This is a genomic window from Acutalibacter intestini, assembly GCF_034334985.1.
In the GTDB taxonomy this organism is placed as follows: domain Bacteria; phylum Bacillota; class Clostridia; order Oscillospirales; family Acutalibacteraceae; genus Acutalibacter; species Acutalibacter intestini.
Window position 1 is genome coordinate 50,161 of the sequence record NZ_JAWXXL010000003.1, and the last position, 21,157, is coordinate 71,317.

19 protein-coding genes are annotated in these 21,157 nt (G+C 57.0%); 12 read left to right on the plus strand and 7 right to left on the minus strand.

Translation table 11 applies throughout. The features are described 5' to 3' along the window. Window positions 1-3: 3 nt before the first annotated feature. The 3 genes from U8U68_RS04850 to U8U68_RS04860 are packed head-to-tail and all read right to left on the minus strand — an operon-like array spanning window position 4 to window position 3,180. Window positions 4-465, minus strand: coding sequence for a hypothetical protein (locus U8U68_RS04850; RefSeq protein ID WP_322199695.1), 462 nt, complete (start codon window positions 463-465; stop codon window positions 4-6). 11 nt (window positions 466-476) lie between these two features. Beyond that, complete coding sequence (locus tag U8U68_RS04855; protein ID WP_322199696.1) at window positions 477-2,855, minus strand: recombinase family protein; 2,379 nt, start codon at window positions 2,853-2,855, stop codon at window positions 477-479. Then, entirely contained in the window at window positions 2,848-3,180 is a 333-nt protein-coding gene (locus U8U68_RS04860; RefSeq protein ID WP_322199697.1) for a helix-turn-helix domain-containing protein, read from the minus strand. Before U8U68_RS04860 ends, U8U68_RS04855 begins: the two co-directional genes overlap by 8 nt. Before the next feature lie 189 nt (window positions 3,181-3,369). On the opposite strand from U8U68_RS04860, the gene U8U68_RS04865 reads away from it, so the two are divergent. Both U8U68_RS04865 and U8U68_RS04870 read left to right on the plus strand, forming a co-directional pair. Further along, window positions 3,370-3,594 carry a hypothetical protein gene (locus U8U68_RS04865; RefSeq protein WP_322199698.1) on the plus strand — a complete coding sequence of 75 codons (225 nt, stop codon included), beginning with the start codon at window positions 3,370-3,372 and terminating at the stop codon, window positions 3,592-3,594. Beyond that, entirely contained in the window at window positions 3,591-3,977 is a 387-nt protein-coding gene (locus U8U68_RS04870) for a hypothetical protein (protein ID WP_322199699.1), read from the plus strand. Before U8U68_RS04865 ends, U8U68_RS04870 begins: the two co-directional genes overlap by 4 nt. On the opposite strand, the gene U8U68_RS22315 is transcribed toward U8U68_RS04870, so the two are convergent. The 4 genes from U8U68_RS22315 to U8U68_RS04885 all read right to left on the minus strand — a co-directional run bounded on the left by U8U68_RS22315 (window position 3,861) and on the right by U8U68_RS04885 (window position 6,769). Beyond that, complete coding sequence (locus U8U68_RS22315) at window positions 3,861-4,139, minus strand: sporulation transcriptional regulator SpoIIID (RefSeq protein WP_367575792.1); 279 nt, start codon at window positions 4,137-4,139, stop codon at window positions 3,861-3,863. The genes U8U68_RS04870 and U8U68_RS22315 overlap by 117 nt on opposite strands. A gap of 391 nt (window positions 4,140-4,530) precedes the next feature. After that, a complete protein-coding gene (gene nifU / locus U8U68_RS04875; protein WP_322199700.1) occupies window positions 4,531-4,962 on the minus strand; it encodes a Fe-S cluster assembly scaffold protein NifU in 432 nt (143 codons plus the stop codon). Between the two features lie 190 nt (window positions 4,963-5,152). Then, a complete protein-coding gene (gene nifS, locus U8U68_RS04880; protein ID WP_322199701.1) occupies window positions 5,153-6,364 on the minus strand; it encodes a cysteine desulfurase NifS in 1,212 nt (403 codons plus the stop codon). A 153-nt stretch (window positions 6,365-6,517) separates the two neighbouring features. Next, window positions 6,518-6,769 (minus strand): hypothetical protein, encoded by a 252-nt coding sequence (locus tag U8U68_RS04885; RefSeq protein ID WP_322199702.1) that lies wholly within the window; start codon window positions 6,767-6,769, stop codon window positions 6,518-6,520. Between the two features lie 407 nt (window positions 6,770-7,176). Between U8U68_RS04885 and U8U68_RS04890 the strand changes: the two genes are divergently transcribed. The 10 genes from U8U68_RS04890 (at window position 7,177) to U8U68_RS04935 (ending at window position 21,149) form a co-directional block, all read left to right on the plus strand. After that, a complete protein-coding gene (locus tag U8U68_RS04890) occupies window positions 7,177-9,195 on the plus strand; it encodes a ribonuclease J (RefSeq protein ID WP_322199703.1) in 2,019 nt (672 codons plus the stop codon). A gap of 205 nt (window positions 9,196-9,400) precedes the next feature. After that, window positions 9,401-11,377, plus strand: a complete 1,977-nt coding sequence (locus U8U68_RS04895) for a DHH family phosphoesterase (RefSeq protein ID WP_322199704.1) — start codon at window positions 9,401-9,403, stop codon at window positions 11,375-11,377. A gap of 67 nt (window positions 11,378-11,444) precedes the next feature. Beyond that, complete coding sequence (locus U8U68_RS04900) at window positions 11,445-12,230, plus strand: nucleoside phosphorylase (protein ID WP_322199705.1); 786 nt, start codon at window positions 11,445-11,447, stop codon at window positions 12,228-12,230. 6 nt (window positions 12,231-12,236) lie between these two features. Continuing rightward, on the plus strand, window positions 12,237-12,485 hold the full coding sequence (locus U8U68_RS04905) for a hypothetical protein (protein WP_322199706.1): 249 nt from the start codon (window positions 12,237-12,239) through the stop codon (window positions 12,483-12,485). Between the two features lie 37 nt (window positions 12,486-12,522). Beyond that, window positions 12,523-12,972, plus strand: coding sequence for a 50S ribosomal protein L9 (gene rplI / locus U8U68_RS04910; RefSeq protein WP_322199707.1), 450 nt, complete (start codon window positions 12,523-12,525; stop codon window positions 12,970-12,972). A gap of 216 nt (window positions 12,973-13,188) precedes the next feature. Beyond that, on the plus strand, window positions 13,189-14,574 hold the full coding sequence (dnaB, locus tag U8U68_RS04915; protein WP_322199708.1) for a replicative DNA helicase: 1,386 nt from the start codon (window positions 13,189-13,191) through the stop codon (window positions 14,572-14,574). Window positions 14,575-15,109: 535 nt separating this feature from the next. Beyond that, entirely contained in the window at window positions 15,110-16,462 is a 1,353-nt protein-coding gene (tilS, locus tag U8U68_RS04920; RefSeq protein WP_322199709.1) for a tRNA lysidine(34) synthetase TilS, read from the plus strand. Next, window positions 16,459-17,013 carry a hypoxanthine phosphoribosyltransferase gene (gene hpt, locus U8U68_RS04925; RefSeq protein WP_322199710.1) on the plus strand — a complete coding sequence of 185 codons (555 nt, stop codon included), beginning with the start codon at window positions 16,459-16,461 and terminating at the stop codon, window positions 17,011-17,013. The genes tilS and hpt overlap by 4 nt, the downstream gene beginning before the upstream one ends. A 49-nt stretch (window positions 17,014-17,062) precedes the next feature. After that, a complete protein-coding gene (gene ftsH, locus U8U68_RS04930; RefSeq protein ID WP_437124414.1) occupies window positions 17,063-19,060 on the plus strand; it encodes an ATP-dependent zinc metalloprotease FtsH in 1,998 nt (665 codons plus the stop codon). A 106-nt stretch (window positions 19,061-19,166) separates the two neighbouring features. Further along, entirely contained in the window at window positions 19,167-21,149 is a 1,983-nt protein-coding gene (locus U8U68_RS04935; protein ID WP_322199711.1) for a DNA gyrase/topoisomerase IV subunit B, read from the plus strand. Window positions 21,150-21,157 lie beyond the last annotated feature (8 nt).

Consider the following 21,157-nt stretch of genomic DNA (forward strand, 5'->3'; position numbering starts at 1 on the left):
CATTCATTTTGCCGTCTTTTTCTCTTTGGCCTTCCACTGCTCAGGGGCGCTGAAATCAAAGAGGAGCATGATCTTGTTCTCCACTGTCACAACGTGTCCCACGGCCCTGTAGACCCAGCTGGTATCCCAGCCCCATATCTCATAGATTTGTGAGGAGAACCGGACGGATTCCATACGTCTTGGTGCGTACTCTTTAATGTTTTTGCGCCATATGATGCTGTCCTTGTCTTTGACGGTCACCGGGACGGCCAAAAGGCTTTTCTTCTGTGGATGTACCTCCAGGCGGATGCGCTCACAGCAGTTCAGCGCGGTCAGCGCCTGCCTGTTGAAGGTTATCCCCGAACTCCAAATGGTGCAGGACGGCGAAGCACAACTGCTGACACGGGAGAAAAGCTCCCCGCTGACTACTTGAAACCCCTCGATTGAAATCGGCTCTACTTCGGACTGGAATTGATTCATATTCATTTGCTCCCCTCCTAAACGCGGTCCGTGGTAATATATCCATCCGCAAGGTTGATTTTATAGCTGTCTTCATGCCGTTCTGCCGGGATGCCGAAATACTCCCGCCACTCGCCGGGAAGATAGGACTTTCCCCTTTTTCCTCCCACAAACAGTTCAAAGTCGGTCAGCTTGAATAGAAACAGCACTTCCTTTTGATAGACGGCGGGATTCCCCATGATCTTATACCTGTACTCACTGTCCCAGCCCATCAGATCGAATATTTTGGCGGCGAATATCCTGCAAAGCATATCCCGGTTCACAAGCTCCTTATCCCCGCCGCCTTTCGCCCAACGCAGGGCGTCCGGCGTTTCGGGCGGGCAGGGCCGGATGATCAGCCGCTTTTGCTCCGGATGTATCAGCAGCTGTATGTGCGTTACCCCCGGAAACCGTCTGAGACAGGACATATTGAAACGGATGCGCGCCGGCCAGATGGTAAGCGCTGGTTCGCGGGTATGGGAGAACAGTTCCGCTTTTGTGACCTGGAACCCCGCCAGGTCCGGTACGATCTCTTCTTCCCCGTCAGGCATTGTTTTGCAGAATATCTGGTCCAGCTTATCCTGTGCCGCATTTCCAACACCATCCTTCTTTTTGAGTTTGTCCGCCAACGCTTGAAGCTCGCAGCCGGTGGGTGTTCTATATTGCTCGACCCCCGGGGCAGGCACGCTGGGCCTGTCCGCTTGCCACGCTGCGCTTTGCCCCATATAAAAGATGCCGTTCTCGCGGATGTGGTCATAGAACTCATCGCCAAAGCTGTATTCCCAGGCTTCCGGGTATAGCTCAGCGCGCCGCAAGCGGGCTCCGCTGGTTGGAGACAGCGGCACGGCAGACACCGCGTCTTCCAAATTATAAACAATAATCTGCTTGTGCTCCCGCTGCACCCATGTCCCCCGGACCTTATATAAGTAATTCGGGTCCCACTCCATCATGCGAAAGAGAGCCGTGCCAAAATGCTGGCAGCGCAAAATTTTTGCATACAAGGGCATATGCCCATCAGGGCGCCATTTGATGCAGTGTACGGCCCCTTTGTCACAGGGCCGTATGGCGATCTTCCGCTGGGAAGGATGCAGGAGCAGCTGGATATGGCCCACGTCGGAAAACGTCCTCACACAGAACAGGTTGAATATGATCTTGTCTATCCCGATCGTTACCGCCGGCCCCTCATATCGTGCCTGCGTAAACTGGCTCCTGACCACCTGATAGCCTTTGAGGTCGAACAGGGAAAAAGAACTTTTGAGCAGGCGGATCTCCCTGCGCGGCATGCTTACGCTGTTTGACAAGTCATAATACAGCCCGGGGTCGTCATTAATCCAATGGTGGTTAATGGGAACGAAACCGCGAAAGACGCCGTCGTCTATCACATGGAGGGGAGGCATTCCGCCGCGCATACTGTGCTTCCTGTTTTCAAAGAGGGCCTGCGCCATCTCGAATTTTTCCCTTGTAATGATTGCTTCGTGTTGCTCCCTGTAGTAATACTGATCCACGTCCTGGCGGTTCTTTTTGCGCTTGTGGTTAAACAGGTCGGAGGTAAAGGTCTTCCAGGTCAGGATATCGCCACAGTAGCGTTCGTTGGAAAGGATGTAGCCCACCGAACTGTTGCTCCAGCCGGTGTTTCCGGTTTTTGTCCCGCATCCAATATCCGTGAGAAAAGCGGCGATATCTGCCTGGGACCAGCCATACAGGTAAGCGTCGAAAATAAAGCGGACCACATTTGCCTCGGCCTTGTTGACGACCAGCGGGGCATGCTTGATGTAGTGGCCGGCGGTGTCCCGCTGCCTGTCATAACCAAGCAGAGGAGGGGCCAGCAGTTGGCAGTCCTTGAACCGTTGGGACAGGGACCAGATCATGGCTTCCCGCTTTTTGACGGATTCCTCCTGGGCGAAGGAGGCAAGAAAGGTGAGCATAAATTCGGAACTTTCTTCGATGGTATTCAGATTATCCGTTTCAAAAAATACCCCCACCGGCGGATCAAGGTTCTTGAGCCTACGGACCAGAGAGATACAGTCCACCAGGTTCCTGGCAAAGCGGGAGACGCTTTTTGTTACAATCAGGTCATATTCTCCCTTTTCACAGGCGGCGATCATGTCGTTAAACGCCGTGCGGTTCTTCAGCGAGACCCCGGAGATCCCCTCATCGGCGTAAATATGCCGCAAACTCCAGTTGGGCCGCTGGCCTGCCAGCTGGCGGTAGTGGGCCTGCTGAAGCTCAAAGGAAGACAGCTGCGCGTCGTTGTCGGTAGAAACGCGGCAATACGCGCATACACGGAAAAGCCGGTTCCTGAGAGTGGCTTTCGGTTTGGCGGGAATAAAGCGTTTCTCCCAGGTATCGTGATCCGGGGAACAGATGGGTTCAGGCATCGGGTATCCCCTCCTCCTGTAGCTGGCGAAGCTGTAGGTTCTTTTTCGACAGTGCGAAAGCAAGCTTATAGGCCAGGGCTTTTTCCTCTCCGTTCAACGTAAGGGAGTCAAACCCGAGGGAATCCGTGCGTCCCAAAAGATAGTCTGTGCTTACGCCAAACACATCTGCAATCCGCGAAAGCGTGTCCAACGAGGGCTGCCGGATGTTACTTTCGTAGGACGAGATGGTACTCCTGTCTACACCGATTAGGTTGGCCAGCTGGCTTTGGGCTAAATTTTTGGACTGCCGGAGATAACGGAACCGTTCTGGAAAGTCAAAGATCATTGCCTACACCACCTTGCTGATTATAAAGAATTATACCAGCAAACCTGTTACAGTGGGTAGCATCTGTGCGACAGTTTGTAACGTTTGGGCTTTTGGAGCAGCTTTTTGATGAGACTCGGCTTAACGGTAAAAAACCAAAACTCTCTGAATAGAATTGAATAATTGAGCTGAATGTATGGAAGCCGTGCTGTGAAAAGACAACATTACCGCCCCCGCATGATCGACAAGACCCTACAAGAGTATCTAGCCACCTTCGGAGCCGTCTGTGTGGATGGGCAAAAATGGTGCGGCACAACCTGGAATTTATCCTGCCACGACGGTGCGGGGCGCAATGGCAAGCTGCGTATGCGGCCCGCGTCTCTCTACGAATTCGGCGATTCCAGCAGACAGCATTGTTGCCCAAGGGATATTTGAACGCTGTGGTTGGCGACGACATGTACCGCATCGATGGCGTCAAGAGGGACACATCCAAGCTTCTGCGCTCCCTGGCCCGGAACGAGAGGACGCCCCAAGGGTCAGCATCCTGCTACGATGTGTGTGCTGTGCGGATTGGCGAACGCGGCGTACCAGTGGCCGGACGGAGTGCTTGTGGTGCTGGTCACTGCGCTGAAAGACTAGGGGAACAGAAAGAGCCAGTGTACACTCTTGCATCTGTGTACACTGGCCTTTCCACTATTTCACTAGCCATAGCAACCGTTCTGTTTTGTTTCTTCCATATGTACCGTGCTTTTACTTACGCCAAACTGTTTGGCGGCACAACGGACGGTAGCATTATTTTCTACAATGTATTCCCCTAACTTGGTAGCTCGGTCGTCGATTACATTCATCATTGGACACCTCTTTTTGGGGTCCCATTGGGCACCCCACTTTTCGGTAATCCATATATACGCGCGGCGTGGGGAGAGTATGCGGGCGGGTCTATCCTGATGGGCCTGGAAAATATTGCAACATGATGGCATGAAATTTGTTCGAGCCAATCCATACAGGGGCCGGGACCCGCCGGCCTGGGTCACAGGATTACTATAGAAAAAATGAGAGCTTTCCAACGGAAAAGGTTCCCTGGCGGTATCCAGGAAAATTTTCCACTGGAAAGCAGATTCAAGTGCTTCGCGGCGATGGCCTTACTATAGAATGCTTTATAAAGACTAAAGGCAACACCGCACCATTCGCGGCTGGCGCCTTAAGCACCGTCTTGCTTGCAGATTTTCCGTGATAGCGCACAGCTTTCGCTGGTCAATGGTGAGATGGACGGCGCTCAATCTGTACCCTCTCACGAAAAATCTGACTGCGCAATACGGTACTTAGAATTGTGCGGTATTGCCTAAAATAGATGGGTGGCTTGTGTCAGACTTAAAGTGCGCACGCGCACTCCTCACATTCGGGAAGTTCGCCCACAATGGGGGTAGGGTCAATGCCCTGGCGGCGGTAGTAGTCTGAGACAGCGGCTTTAATAGCCTGCTCGGCCAGTACAGAGCAGTGCACCTTCACCGGGGGCAGGCCGTCCAGGGCCTCCATCACCGCTTTGTTGGTCAGCTTCAAGGCCTCGCTGATAGGCTTGCCCTTAATTAGCTCGGTGGCCATGCTGCTGGTTGCAATGGCCGCGCCGCAGCCAAAGGTCATAAAAGATACATCGGTGATGACCTCGCCCTCTACTTTAATATACATGCGCATAATATCACCGCACTTGGGATTGCCCACCTCACCCACGCCGCTAAAGTCCTTCATCTCGCCCACGTTACGGGGATTGGCGAAATGGTCCATTACTTTTTCACTGTATGCCATAGAAAACTATCCTTTCCTAATTGTTCTAGCAGTAAGCTGCCTGTATTTTCGATGCGACTCTAACTCCGGCCGAAACTCCCTGCACCCCTGAACCATCAGATTAATGGCAAGGGTGGGCAAGCTCAAAATCAGAGCCCGCAAAAAGATCTTACGCAGCCTTGCCCAGGCGGCGGGGAACATCCGGCGCTTTTTACATATATTTGTCATAATCTACCTTCTTGGCTTGAATGGCGTCCCACAGGGGGGACATGTTCCGCAGCCGGTCAATAATCTTTGGCAGCGTCTCTAAAATATAGTCCACGTCCTCCATGGTGTTGTAGTCTCCAAAAGAAATGCGTAGAGACCCGTGGGCTACCTCGTGGGGCAGGCCGATGGACAGCAGCACATGGCTGGGATCCAAAGAACCGCTGGTGCAGGCCGAGCCGGAAGAGGCGCTGATGCCCTTCATGTCCAGCATAAGCAGAAGGGACTCCCCCTCCACCCCCTGAAAGCAGAAACTGGCATTGCCAGGCAGGCGGTGCTCCCGGCTGCCGTTTAGGCGGCTGCGCTCAATTTTCAACACCCCATCAATGAGCTTTTCCCGCATGGGGGTTAGCTTGGCAATGCGCTCATTTACTGTGGCGGCGGCGGTCTCCATGGCCTTGGCTAGGCCCACAATTTCCGCCACGTTCTCCGTGCCCCCTCGCCTGGCGCGCTCTTGCGCGCCGCCATCCATAAAGGTGTCCACAGCAAGCCCAGCCCGAATGTACAGGGCGCCGATCCCCTTGGGGGCGTGTATTTTGTGGCCGCTAAGAGAGAGCATGTCAATATTTTGGGCTTTCACATCAATGGGCACATTGCCAATGGCCTGTACCGCGTCGGTGTGGAAGGGGATTCCGTGCTTTTTACAGATTTCGCCAATTTCTGGGATGGGCTGAATGGTGCCAATCTCGTTGTTGGCATACATAATGCTGACCAGGGCCGTTTTTTCTGTCAAGGCGGCCTCCAGCTCGGCGGGGTCTACCAGACCCTCGCGGTGCACAGGCAGGTAGGTAACAGTGAACCCCTGCTTTTCCAGGGCCTGGCAGGTGTGCAGCACCGCATGATGCTCAAAGGCAGAGGTGACAATGTGGTTTTTACCATGTTTTTTCAGCTGGGCCCGGGCGGTTCCTTTAATAGCCCAGTTGTCGCTTTCGGTGCCACAGCTGGTAAAGTAGATTTCATTGGGGTTTGCCCCCAGGCACTTGGCCACTGTAGCCCGGGCCTGCTCCAGGGGCGCCTTGGCCTTTTGTCCAATGGCGTATAGGCTGGAGGGATTTCCATAATTTTCCCGGTAAAAGGGCAGCATGGCCGCCAAAACTTCCTCAGAAACAGCGGTGGTTGCGGCGTTGTCCGCATAGACGTTTCTTACCGCGTTGTCCATATTATTAAGACTTCCTTTCGATTCAGTTGAGGGGTATTTTCCCCCGGCAAGATAAATATATACCAATTTAGTATACTTTGTCAAGAGGAAGAAACAAAGAAGGTGAGGATTTTTTAGGAAAAGGTGGAATAAACTGGAGGAAGAAAGCCGAAACTATTTGGACAAACGGGAGGATAACTTTTTTACCCGGCGGTGGAAGAAAACCGCCAGCCCACCGCTGGCCCCAATGCCCACCCCAAAGGGGACCGCCAGGAAAAAGGCAACAGAGGGCGGCGCGCTGTAGCCGGCGTACTGCCCGCCCCACTGTAAGGCGCAGTAGTTATAGGCCACAGCCGCGCACATCCAACAGGAGAGCAGAACGGTTAGAGCGGCGAAAAGGTTGCGCAGGATTTTGCGGGTTTTCATAGCGGGAGGCCTCCTTTTATTTAAAGAATAGATTTTAGATAAATACGGTTGTAATCCAGCTTTGCCAGGTGCAGGTGGATTGTGCGGTGTTGCCTTAACAATATTATACAGAAAGCGAAGATCCTGATCAAGGCGTTTTGGCCATTGAAAGGAAATTGTAAGGGGTGCGGCGCCTGGGGGCCGGCTTTGGGGAGGTAGCCAAAGGGAAGGACCTTTCCCTGGGGTTGACAGACCTGCCAGGAAATAGTAAAATAAAGTGTATTTATCTCTTTCGTAAAGGTTTAACTTTGGCTGAACGCGGCGGACGCCGCTTTTATTTATAATTTCTATTATTAATGTTTTAGCGTGGCCAAGAGAAGGCCGGAACCGGGGCGCTCCCGGGCTTACAAAATTAAGGAGGAAGATCAGTGGCAGGCAATGAAAAAAAGAATAGCAGGTTTCGCCGGCAGCCCGGCAGGGAGAGGCCCCAGGACCAGGCCCTAAGCGGCGCGGCGGACGCTCCTCGCATTGGGAAAATAGCGGGGCCCAAGACCCCTGTGGAAAAATCGGGAGGAGGGGCCCAGCAGGGGCAAGTCCAGCGCCGGCAGAGAAAGCAAAAGCCAGGGCAAAAGCAAAAATCTCCGGCCCCCAAAAAGCAGCCCCCCCAGGGAGGCAAGCGCCAGGTAATGGGCACAGCGCCCATTACCGCGGCACAGCGGGCCGCCCAGCAGGCCGCCCAGGCGGCCCCCCAGCAAAAACGGGGCAGGGGCCGGCCGAAAAAGTCCCAGAAGCCGTCTATTAAGGTATATTTCTTGGGCGGGCTCAATGAAATCGGCAAAAACTTTACCTTGTACGAGTGCCAGGAGGACATGATTATCGTGGACTGCGGCCTGGCTTTTCCTGATGAGGAGATGCTGGGTGTGGACCTGGTGATACCGGACTTTACCTTTGTGGAAAAGAACCGGGACCGTATCCGGGGGGTGGTGATTACCCACGGCCACGAGGACCACATTGGCGCGGTGCCTTATCTGCTGAAAAAGCTGAACGTGCCTGTGTACGGCACCGCCCTGACCATTGGGCTGATTGAGAGCAAGCTCAAGGAGCACGGCCTCACCTCTTCGGCCCGGCTGAACGTGACTCCCCCGGGGTCCCGTATCCGCCTGGGGTGCATGGAGGTGGAGCTTATCCACGTGAACCATTCCATTGCCGACTCGGTCTCTCTGGCCATCCACAGCCCAGCGGGGGTTATTGTGCACACCGGAGACTTTAAAATCGACTTTACTCCCGCGGAGGGGAAGATGATTGACCTGGCCCGGTTTGCCGAGCTGGGGCGGCAGGGGGTGCTGGCCCTTTTGGCGGACTCTACGAACGCTGAGCGCCCGGGCTATACCCAAACCGAGCAGCGGGTGAACGACTCGCTGGACTCGCTCTTTATGAAAGCCCAGGGCAAGCGCATCATTGTGGCCACCTTTGCTTCCAGCATCAGCCGGGTGCAGATGATTATCAACTGTGCGGTAAAGTATGGCCGAAAGGTGGCTCTTTCGGGCCGCAGCATGGTAAATGTTATGGGCATTGCCGGAGAGCTGGGCTACCTAAACATCCCGGACGGGGTGCTCATAGACCTGAACCTGATCAACCGCTACGAGCCTGGCCAGCTGGTGCTGATTACCACCGGCAGCCAGGGGGAGCCCATGTCCGCCCTAACCCGCATGGCCTTTTCCGACCACCGGCAGGTGGCCATTGGCCCGGGGGACTTTATCATCCTTTCGGCCCGGCCCATTCCCGGCAACGAAAAGACTGTGGGCGCGGTGGTGGACGAGCTGCTGAAGCAGGGATGTACGGTGATCTATGAATCTATGTACGAGGTGCATGTTTCAGGCCACGCCTGCCAGGAGGAGCTGAAGCTGATACAGGGACTGACCAATCCCAAGTTCTTTGTGCCTGTCCACGGCGAACAGAAGCACCTGCAAAAGCACGCGGGGCTCTCTATGGCCATGGGGACGCCTAGGGAGAACATCTTTATTGGCAATATCGGCAACGTGCTGGAGCTGCACGAGGACCACATGCGCCAGCTGGGGGACGTGCCGGCCGGCAGCGTGATGGTAGACGGCCTGGGCGTGGGCGACGTGGGCAGTGTGGTGCTGCGGGACCGCAAGCACCTGGCCGAGGACGGGCTCATCGTGGCGGTGTGTTCCATCGAGGCCTCCACCGGGCACGTGGTGGCCGGGCCGGACATTGTGTCCAGGGGGTTTGTGTACGTGCGGGAGTCGGAGGCCTTGATGGGCGAGGCGAAGAAGCTGGTTTATAACACCCTGGAGGAATGCGCTAACCGCAAGGTGCGGGACTGGAGCGGGGTAAAACAGAACGTAAAGGACGAGCTGTCCAAGTTTTTGTACCGCAAGACCCAGCGCAACCCCATGATACTGCCCATCATCATGGAGGTATAGCGGAAAAGGCGCAGAACGCGCCAGGGACCAAGGGAAAACTTGTAAGGGGTTGGGGGCAAAGCCACCAGGGTCTTGAAAACCGGCGGATCAACCCTGCTATAAAATAGAGACAGAAGGGCCCTGGGCCCACGCCCGTATTGGCAGAGGGGGCTTTGTCTTAGAGATGTAAGGACAGCCCGATAGTTCGCAGCGAGGAAGTGAGGACGTGCGCAGAAAAAAGGTGTGGGTAACGTCGCCGCTAATGTATCTCATGGCGGTGGCGCTGCTGGCTATGGCCATAGCCAGCTACCCCTATAACAGAATTATATTTATTGTGGAGTGCACCGTGGCCGGCCTGTGCGCCCTGGCGGTGGCGGCTTCTGGGCTGATTTACCGGCAGAACGTGGCAACCACTGTGAAAGCGGCGGGCCGGGTCCTCTCTGCCGAAGAGGAGGAGGACCTGCAAGAGTTCGCCCTGCCGGTGGCCGTGGTGGCCCCTGCCGGAGACGTGGTGTGGGCCAACCAGGCCTTTGTGGAGTCTTTGGGCCGGGGGAAGCCTGTGCTGGGGGAGGATGTGCTGAAGTATGTGTACCCCAAGACGTTCCGCCAAGTGATGGAGGAAAAGGGTGCGGCCGTGTCCCACGGGGGCAAAGAGTACACGGTGTATGGGGCCAAGGCCCAGCGGGGATATGTGCTCTATTTTGTGGACGATACCTATTTTAAGTCCATAAGCCGGGAGTACCGGGAGCGCCGGCCGGTGGTGTGCCTGGCGGTGTTTGACAACCAGGAGGAGATGGCCCGGGACGGCCTGGGGGGCGAAGAGTCCCGCATGACGGCCGAGGTGGAGGCTGTGCTGCGGGGCTGGGTGCTGGAGGAGCTGGGCGGATTTATCCGCAAGCTTTCCAATGGCCGCTATCTGCTGGTGACAGACGACGCCCATATTGAAGAGGCCAAGCAGAAGCGCTTTCGGGTTTTGGACCGGGTACGGGAGATAAAAAACAGCAAAAACAATATGAGCGCCACCATATCCATTGGTGTGGGCCGGGGCGCGGCCACTGTGGCCGAAAGTGAGCGCTGGGCCCGCCAGGCCATGGACATGGCCCTGGGCCGGGGCGGCGACCAGGTGGCAGTGATGCAGGGGGGCGATACATACGAGTTTTTCGGCGGCCTTTCCAAGGGCGTGGAAAAGCGGGATAAGGTACGCACCCGGGTGATTGCCGCCACCCTGACCGACCACGTGATGGCCAGCGACCGGGTGTTTATTATGGGCCACGCCAACTCGGACCTGGACAGCGTGGGCTCTGCGGTGGGGATGTGGGCGGCTATCTATAAGGGCCTGGAAAAGCAAGCCAATATTGTGATCAACCGGGGCCAGACCCTGGCGGCCTCTTTGGTGGACATGGTGGAAGAGGCCTATCCCCAGGACCGGGTGTTTATCAGCCCCTTCGAGGCTCTACAGCTGGCTACAGAGCGCTCCCTTTTAATCGTTGTGGACACCCATTCGGTAAATTATGTGGAGAACCGGGAGATTTTGGACCAGGTGCCCCGGGTGGTGGTCATTGACCACCACAGGATGATGGTGAGCCACATTAAAAACGCGCTGATCTTTTATCACGAGCCCTATGCCAGCTCGGCTTCTGAAATGGTGACGGAGCTGGTGCAGTATATCAAATCTTCGGCCCTGGACGGAACAGACGCCCAGGCGCTGCTGGCGGGCATTATGCTGGACACGAAAAACTTTGTCCTGAAAACCGGGGTGCGCACCTTTGAGGCCTCGGCCTACCTGCGGCGGCGGGGGGCAGACACGGTGACAGTGAAAAAGCTCTTTTCCGATACCCTGGACAGCTATAAGCGCAAGGCCCAGCTGGTTTCTGGGGCAGAGCTGTACAAGCGCTGCGCCATAGCCACGACCAGCTGGGAGTTTGACGATATGCGGGTTTCCGCCGCCCAGGCCGCGGATGAACTACTGTCCATTCAGGGAGTTATGGCCTCCTTTGTACTGTATAAGGTGGGAGGAGACGTGAGCGTCTCTGCCCGAAGCTTGGGAGATGTGAACGTGCAGCTGATTCTGGAGGAGTTCGGGGGCGGCGGGCACTTTACGATGGCGGGGGCCCAGCTGAAGAATGTGAGTGTAGGCGAGGCCAGAAGGCGGCTGCTGCGGGCCCTGGACTCCAAGCTGGACCAGACCAAGGCCCAGGACTGATGAAGCAAAAAGGAAAACGGCGCAGCGGCCTTTTTCCATTCACTCCCAAGAAAAGAGGTGGTCGATTGTGCTATGGAATGAATTTGATCCCGCCCCTCGGGCCATTATCAATCCGGAGGACTGCTATGCCCCGGAGCCCGGCTTCCCAGAAATCTGCGTGGGGATATTCTCCCGCCCCATCCTGGAATGGCTGCTGGATGCCTATGGCGGGGAACAGATCAGCTGTTTCCGCTGCTGCCTGGGGGATATTCCTATCTACCAGATTCGTGCCTTTGGCGCCAGCGCGGCGGTGTTTTTGCCCCCGGTGGGCGGGCCCGGGGCGGCGGGCACCCTGGAGGAGAGCATCCCTAAGGGCGGCAGGTACTTTGTGTATTTTGGCGCTGCCGGGGTGCTGGAGAAGGGCGTCTCTCACGGCAAGCTGCTGCTGCCCACCGCCGCGGTGCGGGACGAGGGGCTTTCGTACCACTACCTGCCCCCGGCTGACGAGGTGGAGCTGGCCCCAGAGAACGTCGCCGCCTGCCGCCAGGCCCTGGCCGGCCTGGGCGTCCCCTTTGTGGAGGGAAAGACCTGGACCACAGACGCTTTTTTCCGGGAGACTAGGCAAAAGGCCGCCCGCCGCCGGGAACAGGGCTGTATTTCTGTTGAGATGGAGTGCGCAAGCCTTGCGGCGGTGGCGCGGTTCCGGGGGGTATCCTTCGCTCAGTTTTTCTACGCCACAGACACGGTAGACAGCGAGGGCTGGGACCACGGCATCCTACGGGAAAAAGGCCGGGGCCTGGAGGAAATCTGCTTTCGGGCGGCGGTGGAGACTGGCAAGAACATGGCCGCGCAAGCCGCGCGGGAAAAGGACTGACTCGCTATGTATATTATGTCTCAGGATGGGCGGACTGTGGGAAAGTACCAGCTGCTCACCATAAAGAAAATTTTTGGCGGCAAGAAGGAAGAGCAGTGGGGCCTGTATGGCTACTGCCCTACCGGCAGCGCGGACCGGGCGCTGTTTTCAGAACCCATTATTGCCCAGTACCCCGGCGAGGACCGGGCCCGACAGGAGCTGGAGGCTGTGTTCGCGGCGATAGAGAGCGGGCAGAGTACGTATCGGCTAAAATAAAAAATAATATAGGCTGTTTTGAAAGGAAGAAATTAAAATGAAAGTAATTCTTTTGCAAGACGTAAAGTCCATTGGCAAAAAAGGAGACCTGTGCAATGTTTCCGACGGCTATGCCCGGAACTTTCTGCTGCCCCGAAAACTGGCCAAGGAGGCCAACGCCCAGGCTATGAACGAGTTTAAAAACGCCGAGGCCGCCAAGGAGTACAAGATTAAGAAGGAGACCGAGCAGGCCCAGGAGAACAAAAAGGCCCTGGACGGCCGCCAGGTGAAGATCTACGCCCGGGCGGGCCAGGGTGGCAAGCTCTTCGGCTCGGTGACCTCCAAGGAGCTGGCCGAGGAGATCGGCCGCCAGTACGGCGTTGAGGTGGACAAACGCAAGGTGGTGCTGGACGGGGATATTAAAGCTTTTGGCACCTATTCCTTTGATGTGAAGTTCTATAACGGCATTGTCGCGAATATGAGCGTGGCGGTATGCGAGCAGGCGTAAACGTTTACCCACTTCGCGAGGGCGCGAAAAGCTGTGCGCCCTGTGTTGTGTAGCTGGTAAGGCGAACCAAGGCGCTTCCGAAGGAGGATTAGGCCCCGAGGAGGTATGGGAAACGGTCTACTGGTAAAACGGTAAAAGTTTCCTCCAGCGTTTCAAAGGTTCAGAGGCGGAGGCCGCTTAATTACTTCGTGATGATTAAAAAAAGGAGGCCCTCTTATGGACTACGACCAGGCCAGCTACTTAAACACCCAGGCCCAGCCTGGAATGCAGATGCCCTTTAGCGAAGAGGCCGAGCAGTCCGTGCTGGGGGCCGTGCTGCTGGACCCCCAGTGCCTTTCTACCGTGGCGGAGATTCTGCCCCGGGCCGAGTACTTCTACGGGGTAAACAACCAGCTGATCTATGGCGCCATGCTGGAAATGTACACCCTGGGCCAGCCGGTGGACTTTGTCACCGTGCTGGAAAAACTGCGGGAAGTAAAGGAGTTCGACCGGGAGACGGGCCGGGGCTACCTGGTCAAGCTGGCCCAGCTGGTGCCTTCCATTAGCAATGTGGAGGTATATGCCAACATTGTCCGGGACCGCTTCGATATGCGAACCCTGATGCAGGCCGCCCGGGAGATTCTGGACGACGCCAATACCGGGGCCGAGGATTCCTCTTTGCTGCTGGACTCGGCGGAGCAGCGCATTTACGACATCCGCCGGGGCAAGGCCATGAAGGGCTTACAGCCTATTAAGGAGATTTTGCTGGATACCTTTGACCGGCTGGACCGGCTGAACTCGGCGGACAGCGACCAGTACAAGGGCATTCCCACGGGGATTGGCCTTTTAGACTCCACCATCACGGGGCTGAACCGCTCGGACCTGATCATCCTGGCGGCCCGGCCTGGCGTGGGAAAGACCAGTTTTGGGCTGAACATTGCCCGGCACGCCTCGATCAAGTCACGCCGGCGGGTGGCCTTTTTCTCTTTGGAAATGGCAAAGGAGCAGCTCTCCTCCCGGCTGCTTTCCACCGAGGCCTCGGTAGAGGGTACAAAGCTGCGCAGCGGCGACCTGGACAAGGCGGAGTGGACCCGGCTCATTGAGGCGGGGGACATTCTTAGCCGGGCGGACTTGTACTTTGACGACACCCCGGGCATCACGGTGCCGGAGATACGGGCAAAGGTGCGCAGGCTGAAGAATGTGGACCTGGTGATCATTGACTACTTGCAGCTGATGAGCGGCACCAAACGCACGGATAACCGGGTAAACGAGGTCAGCGAGATCACCCGAACCCTGAAGATTATGGCCAAGGAGCTGGATGTACCGGTCATTGCCATGTCCCAGCTGCGTAGGCCTGGGGACCGGTCCAAGGACCACCGGCCGGGGCTTTCCGAATTGCGGGACTCGGGCTCTATAGAGCAGGACGCGGACATTGTGATTTTCCTGCACCGGGAGGCCTATAACGCGGCCAGCGAGGGGGGGCAGGTGACCGAGGACATGGATACCAGCGCGGCGGAGATCATCGTGGCGAAAAATCGCCACGGGGCCACGATTGATATTCCGGTGCATTGGCAGCCGGAGTATATGCGCTTTACTTCTCGGGATGCGACCCGGGAGATATAGGAGGAAAGGGACGCCGGGCGAAAAGTTGGGGTCCGCTCCTTTAGGTAAGTAATATTTGGTTTGCCAGAAGGGCTCCTTCTGGGGGCTTGCCTCTCCTGGAGCAGGCGTTTTAAGGCCAAGACCATAGAGCGCTAAGGCAATACCGCAGAATTCTAAGTGCCGTATTGCGCAGTCAGATTTTTCTTCAGGGTGTACAGATTGACAAGCGAAAGTTGTGCGCTATCACGGAAAATGTGCAAGCAAGACGGTGCTTAGAATTGTGCGGTGTTGCCCTAAGTCTTGGCTGGTCTCGTCTGCCCATGAAGCCGGCGGGCCCCGGGTGAGAACACTTCCATTCCTTGGGTTCGCCAAGGAACCGGAAAGCCGCCCCGCCTGGGCTGGTTTGCGGCCAGAGAGAATGCTCTGTATCCGCTCTTTGCCACCAGCGGGCGGTTACCACATCCCCCCGCCAGGAGAACAGGCTCTCTTGAACCCGTTTCTCACGGGCGTTCCGGCGCTGTTCTGCTCCACACCAAACCCGTTAGGAGGGATAACGATGCCCAGCCTTTTATCTGCCGCCCGCGCCCAGCTGCTGCCCCCCGCCGGGCGGCTGGTGGTGGGCTTTTCCGGCGGGGCGGATTCCACGGCTTTGGCCCACTGGCTGATGGGCCAGGCAGAGCCTGGGCGCATTCTTTTGGCCCATGTGAACCACGGCTTGCGGGGAGAGGAGGCCTACCGGGACCAGGCCTTTGCCCAGGCCTTTGCCGCCCGGTGGGGGCTGAACATCCGGGTGCTGGAGGCCGACGTGGCCGCTTTGGCCAAAAAGCGGGGCCAGGGACTGGAGGACTGTGGCCGGCAGGTGCGGTACCAGTTTTTTCACCAGCTGGCTCCTGGGCGGGAGGACCGTATTTTAACGGCCCACAACGCGGAGGACAACGCGGAGACCTTGCTGCTGAATCTGTGCCGGGGCGCGGCGCTGGAGGGGTTGTGCGGCATCCCGGAGGTAAGGGGGAAAATCCTGCGTCCGCTATTGGGGGTGAGCCGAGAGGAGATTGAGGCCTACTGCGCCCAAAACGGCCTAGACTTTGTGACAGACAGTTCTAACCTGACGGACAGCTATGCCCGCAACCGGCTGCGGCACCAGGTGGCGCCTGTGTTAAAGGCGCTGAACCCCCGGTTTGTCCAGGCGGCGGGACAGACGGCGGAGCTCTTGAGCGCAGACAGGGAGTATCTGCGGGGAGAGGCCAGGCGGCTGCTGGAAAAGGCGAAAACCAGCGGCGGACTGGAGGCCGCCCCTCTGCGGGAGGCCCCAGGGCCCCTGAGCAGCCGGGCCCTAAAGCTCTTTTTGGAAGAGGAGGGCTGCGGACGACTGGAAAAAAAGCACCTGGACCAGGCCCTGGCAGTGCTGGCCCGGGGCGGCGGCATGGACCTGCCCGGGGGCCTTTGGCTGCGGTGCGCCCAGGGGATGCTCTTTGTGGGGAAAAACGAGGACCCCGGGGGCTTCTGCTTTCCGGCAAAACTGGGAGAAAACCCCCTGCCTGGGGGAAAAATTTTGGTTTTGAGCAAAAAAACACGGTCGGAAACAGAAAATCAGCAAAAAATTAAAAATTTGTTATTCAAAAACGCGCTGGACTATGATATAATGACAGGAACTTTAGTGTTGCGTTCCCGCCGCCCTGGCGACCGGTTTGCCCCGGCGGGACGGGGCGTTTCCAAGCCCCTAAAGCAGATCTTTCAGGAAAACCGGGCGCCTGCCGCCCGGCGGGCCAGCCTGCCGCTGCTGGAATGCGGGGGCCGGCTGGCCTGGTGCCCAGGGGCCGGGGTGGCAGAGGGCTTTCAGGTTACGGAAAAGACCCGGGTTGTATTGGTGGTAGAATGGACTGAGGGACAAGGAGAGGGTATTGAATGATGGAAGAAAAAAGTATGCTGGAGGACATTGAACGGGAACTCTTTACAAAAGAGGAGCTGGCGGCCATTGTCTCCCGCATGGGGCGGGAGATTAGCTGGGACTACCGGGGAAAGAACCTTTTGATGGTCAGCGTCTTAAAGGGCTCGGTGGTGTTTATGGCAGACCTGATGCGGGCGGTCACCATACCGGCTGGCATTGACTTTATGGTTGTTTCCAGTTATGGCAAGGGGGCCAAAACCAGCGGCGTGGTGAAGATTGTGCTGGACCTGAACATCCCCCTGGAAAACTATGACCTGCTGATTGTGGAGGACATTCTGGACAGCGGCAAAACCCTGCACTACCTGATGGATGTACTGCGGGCCAGAAACCCCAGAAGCATAAAAATATGCACCCTGTTCGACAAGCCCGAGCGCCGGGAAGCGGACGTGAACCCCGACTATGTGGGGGCCCGTATACCGGACGCCTTTATTGTGGGCTATGGGCTGGACTATGCGGAAAAATACCGCAACCTGCCGTTTGTGGGGGTTTTAAAGCCCCGGGTGTACGAATAAACGGCGGCACGGCGGATAAGTTAATTTATATATTTAGGAGGGCAAATCTTTGGATGGCAATAATGGCAGGAAACTGCGAAACTTGCTGCTGTATATCGGGATACCGGTGGTGGTACTGTTTATCATCATCTTCCTGTTCAGCAACAGGGTCCCACAGGGGGCAACTTACAAGTACTCTGATATACTAAACTATTTTGAGACGGGCCGGGTCACCGAGTACTCGCTGAACCTGGGTACGGGCGAAATGGTGCTGAAGCTGGATGACCAAACCACCGTGGGCTTTGTGATGCCCAGCGTGGACCTGTTTTATCGGGATGCTGGAGACAACATAGAGGCCTATAACGCCGCCCACCCGGACAAGAAGATGGTGCAGGATATTAGCCGACCGGCAGAGACCAGCTGGCTGATTAGTCTTTTGCCCACGCTGATTCTTTTTGGCGGGCTCATCTTCTTCTGGGTGTTTATGATGCGGCACCTGGGCGCTGCCGGGGGCGGCGACAAGCAGATGAACTTTGGAAAGGCCAAGATTAAGCAGATCAGCGACGAAAAGCGCCGCACCACCTTTGCGGATGTGGCCGGGGCCGACGAGGAAAAAGAAGAGCTGCGGGAGATTGTGGAGTTTTTGAAGAGCCCTGGCAAGTTCAACTCTCTGGGCGCGCGTATTCCCAAGGGCGTGCTGCTGGTGGGCCCTCCCGGCACGGGTAAAACCCTGCTGGCCCGGGCCGTGGCCGGCGAGGCCGGGGTGCCCTTTTTCTCCATTTCCGGCTCGGACTTTGTAGAGATGTTTGTGGGCGTGGGCGCGTCCCGGGTGCGGGACCTGTTTGAAAAGGCCAAGAAGAACCACCCCTGTATTATCTTCATCGATGAGATCGACGCCGTGGGCCGCCAGCGGGGCGCGGGCCTGGGCGGCGGCCATGACGAGCGGGAGCAGACCCTAAACCAGCTGCTGGTAGAGATGGATGGCTTTGGGGCCAACGAGGGCGTCATTATGATCGCGGCCACCAACCGCCCGGATATTCTGGACCCGGCGCTGATGCGTCCCGGGCGCTTTGACCGCCAGGTGATGGTGGGCCATCCGGACATTAAGGGCCGGGAGGAGATTTTGCGGGTGCATGCCAAGGGCAAGCCCCTGGCCCCAGACGTGGTGCTTTCCACCATTGCCAAGAGCACGGCTGGCTTTACCGGCGCGGACCTGGAGAATCTTTTGAACGAGGCGGCCCTGCTGGCGGCCCGGAAGAACCTGAAAGCCATTACCATGACGGAGATTGAGGAGGCCACCATTAAGGTGGTGGTGGGAACCGAGAAGAAGAGCCGGGTGATGAGCGAAAAGGAGAAGAAGCTGACCGCTTACCATGAAGCGGGCCACGCCCTGGCCACTTACTACTGCGAGAGCCAGGACCCGGTGCATCAGATCTCCATCATCCCCCGGGGCATGGCAGGGGGCTATACCATGCACCTGCCCACCGAGGACCGGTCTTACCAGAGCCGCAACGAGATGCGGGAGAACCTGGTGGTGCTGCTGGGCGGCCGGGTAGCCGAGGCCCTGGTACTGGATGATATTTCCACAGGGGCCAGCAATGATATTGAGCGGGCCACGAAGATTGCCCGGGCTATGGTTACCAAATATGGCATGAGCGAAAAGCTGGGGCCCATTAGCTATGGGTCTGATGGGTCCAACCCCTTCTTGGGCAAGGAGATGGGGCATATCAGCAACTACTCCGAGCGCACGGCCAGCGAGATTGACGAGGAAATACAAGGCATTATCTCCGAGGCCTATGCAAAGACGGAGAAGATCCTTAGTGATCACATCGACGAGCTGCACCGGCTGGCCGGGGTGCTGTATGAGAAGGAAAAGCTGGACGCGGAGGAGTTCCAGCAGGTGATGGGCGGCGCGCTGCTGCCCAGCGCCGGAAGCGTGCAGGCCCTGGAGGGCGGCGGGAACCAAGAAAGCGGCGGTGCGCAAGAAGCAGGCGGAGGCCTGGGAGAGGGCGCGGACGTTTTGCCAGAAGAGGACCCGGAACAGCCCGAGCCTTCTGGGGAAGAATAGGAATAAGCGACCAAAAAGGACCTGCCGTGAACAGCGCGGCAGGGCCTTTGTTGTGAGGGGAAGAGGACCGGCCAGCTTCCCCCTGGGTAAAAAAGGAGAGTACATTATGCCTAAAAAACCAGTTTATGATAACGAGAGTATCCAAAGCCTAAAGGGCGCCGACCGGGTGCGGCTGCGGCCAGCGGTGATCTTCGGCTCTGACGGGATTGATGGCTGCCAGCACTCGGTGTTTGAAATTTTGTCCAACTCTATTGACGAGGCCCGCCAGGGCTGCGGGGACGAGATTACCGTTACCCGCTTTCTGGACCACTCTGTTCAGGTGGAGGACCACGGCCGGGGCTGCCCGGTGGACTATAACCAAAAGGAGCAGAAGTATAACTGGGAGCTGGTGTTCTGCGAACTATACGCTGGGGGCAAGTATAACAACGACTCTGGCGAGAACTACGAGTATTCTCTGGGCCTGAACGGCCTGGGGCTATGCTCCACCCAGTACGCCTCGGAGTATATGGACGTGCAGGTGCGCCGAGACGGCTTCCTGTATACCCTGCACTTTGAGCACGGGGAAAATGTGGGAGGCCTGCACAAGGAGCCTTATAAAAAGAAAGACACAGGATCCCTCTTTAAGTGGAAGCCAGACCTACAGGTGTTTACAGACATTGACATTAGCGCCGAATACTATCTGGATGTGCTAAAGCGCCAGGCAGTGGTGAACGCGGGCATTACCTTCCATTTTCTGAACGAGACCGCCCCGGGAGCCTTTGAGCAGACGGACTTCTGCTATGAAAACGGCATTCTGGACCATGCCCGGGAACTGGCGGGGGAGGACAGCCTTACCCCCGTGCAGCTATGGCAGAGCGAGAAGCGGGTGAAGGACCGGGCCGACATGGCGGAATATAACACCAAAATCAACGTGGCGGCGGCTTTTTCGAATCGGGTGCACGTGACGGAATATTACCACAATTCCAGCTGGCTGGAGCACGGCGGGGCCCCAGACAAGGCGGTGCGTAGTGCCTTTGTAAACCAAATTGACGCCTACCTGAAACAGAACGGCAAATACACCAAGGGCGAGTCGAAAATTACCTTTCAGGACGTGGAGGACTGCCTGGTTATCGTCATCTCGTCTTTCTCTACCCAGACCTCCTATGAAAACCAAACCAAGAAAGCTATTACCAATAAGGGCATCCAGGAAGCCATGACCGAAATGCTGCGCCACAGTCTGGAGGTCTATTTTATCGAGAACCCCCTGGACGCGGAGAAAATCGCCGGGCAGGTGCTGATCAATAAGCGAAGCCGGGAGGACGCGGAAAAGACCCGGCTGAACATCAAGACCAAGCTGACCGGCAAGATGGATATGGCCAACCGGGTGCAGAAGTTTGTGGACTGCCGCAGCAAAGACGTGGCCCAGCGGGAGCTGTTCATTGTGGAGGGCGATTCGGCCCTGGGCTCGGTAAAGCAGGCCCGGGACGCCAGCTTTCAGGCCGTGATGCCCATACGCGGCAAGATACTCAACTGCCTAAAGGTGGGCTATGACCGCATCTTTAAAAGCGAAATTATTACGGACTTAATCCGTGTACTGGGCTGCGGGGTGCAGGTGAAGAGCCGGGCGAACAAAAACCTGGGAGAGTTTAACCTGGACAACCTGCGGTGGAACAAGATTATCCTGTGCACAGACGCGGACGTGGACGGCTTCCATATCCGCACCCAATTGCTGACGATGATTTACCGCCTGGCCCCAGAGCTGATTCAGGCCGGGAAGGTGTATATTGCCGAGAGCCCTCTGTACGAAATCACCAGCAAGGACGAGACCTATTTTGCCTATGACGAGACGGAAAAGGCGGAGTTCCTAAAAAAGCTGGAGGGGAAAAAGTACACCATCCAGCGCAGCAAGGGCTTGGGCGAAAACGAGGCGGAGATGATGAGCCTGACCACCATGAACCCCAAGACCCGGCGGCTGATTAAGGTGAACCCCGGGGACATGGAGGACGCGGCCCGGATGTTCGAGGTGCTTTTAGGAGATGACCTGACGAGCCGGAAAGACTATATTGCCCAGCACGGGGCCGAGTATACAGAAGAACTGGATGTAAGCTAAAAGGAGGC

Bases quoted from the DNA above. Each gene is read 5' to 3' on its own strand.
- U8U68_RS04850 (WP_322199695.1), bottom strand. From the start codon at position 465: ATGAATATGAATCAATTCCAGTCCGAAGTAGAGCCGATTTCAATCGAG.
- U8U68_RS04855 (WP_322199696.1), bottom strand. From the start codon at position 2,855: ATGCCTGAACCCATCTGTTCCCCGGATCACGATACCTGGGAGAAACGC.
- U8U68_RS04860 (WP_322199697.1), bottom strand. From the start codon at position 3,180: ATGATCTTTGACTTTCCAGAACGGTTCCGTTATCTCCGGCAGTCCAAA.
- U8U68_RS22315 (WP_367575792.1), bottom strand. From the start codon at position 4,139: ATGCCATCATGTTGCAATATTTTCCAGGCCCATCAGGATAGACCCGCC.
- nifU (WP_322199700.1), bottom strand. From the start codon at position 4,962: ATGGCATACAGTGAAAAAGTAATGGACCATTTCGCCAATCCCCGTAAC.
- nifS (WP_322199701.1), bottom strand. From the start codon at position 6,364: ATGGACAACGCGGTAAGAAACGTCTATGCGGACAACGCCGCAACCACC.
- U8U68_RS04885 (WP_322199702.1), bottom strand. From the start codon at position 6,769: ATGAAAACCCGCAAAATCCTGCGCAACCTTTTCGCCGCTCTAACCGTT.
- U8U68_RS04905 (WP_322199706.1), top strand. From the start codon at position 12,237: ATGTATATTATGTCTCAGGATGGGCGGACTGTGGGAAAGTACCAGCTG.
- rplI (WP_322199707.1), top strand. From the start codon at position 12,523: ATGAAAGTAATTCTTTTGCAAGACGTAAAGTCCATTGGCAAAAAAGGA.
- dnaB (WP_322199708.1), top strand. From the start codon at position 13,189: ATGGACTACGACCAGGCCAGCTACTTAAACACCCAGGCCCAGCCTGGA.
- tilS (WP_322199709.1), top strand. From the start codon at position 15,110: ATGCCCAGCCTTTTATCTGCCGCCCGCGCCCAGCTGCTGCCCCCCGCC.
- hpt (WP_322199710.1), top strand. From the start codon at position 16,459: ATGATGGAAGAAAAAAGTATGCTGGAGGACATTGAACGGGAACTCTTT.
- U8U68_RS04935 (WP_322199711.1), top strand. From the start codon at position 19,167: ATGCCTAAAAAACCAGTTTATGATAACGAGAGTATCCAAAGCCTAAAG.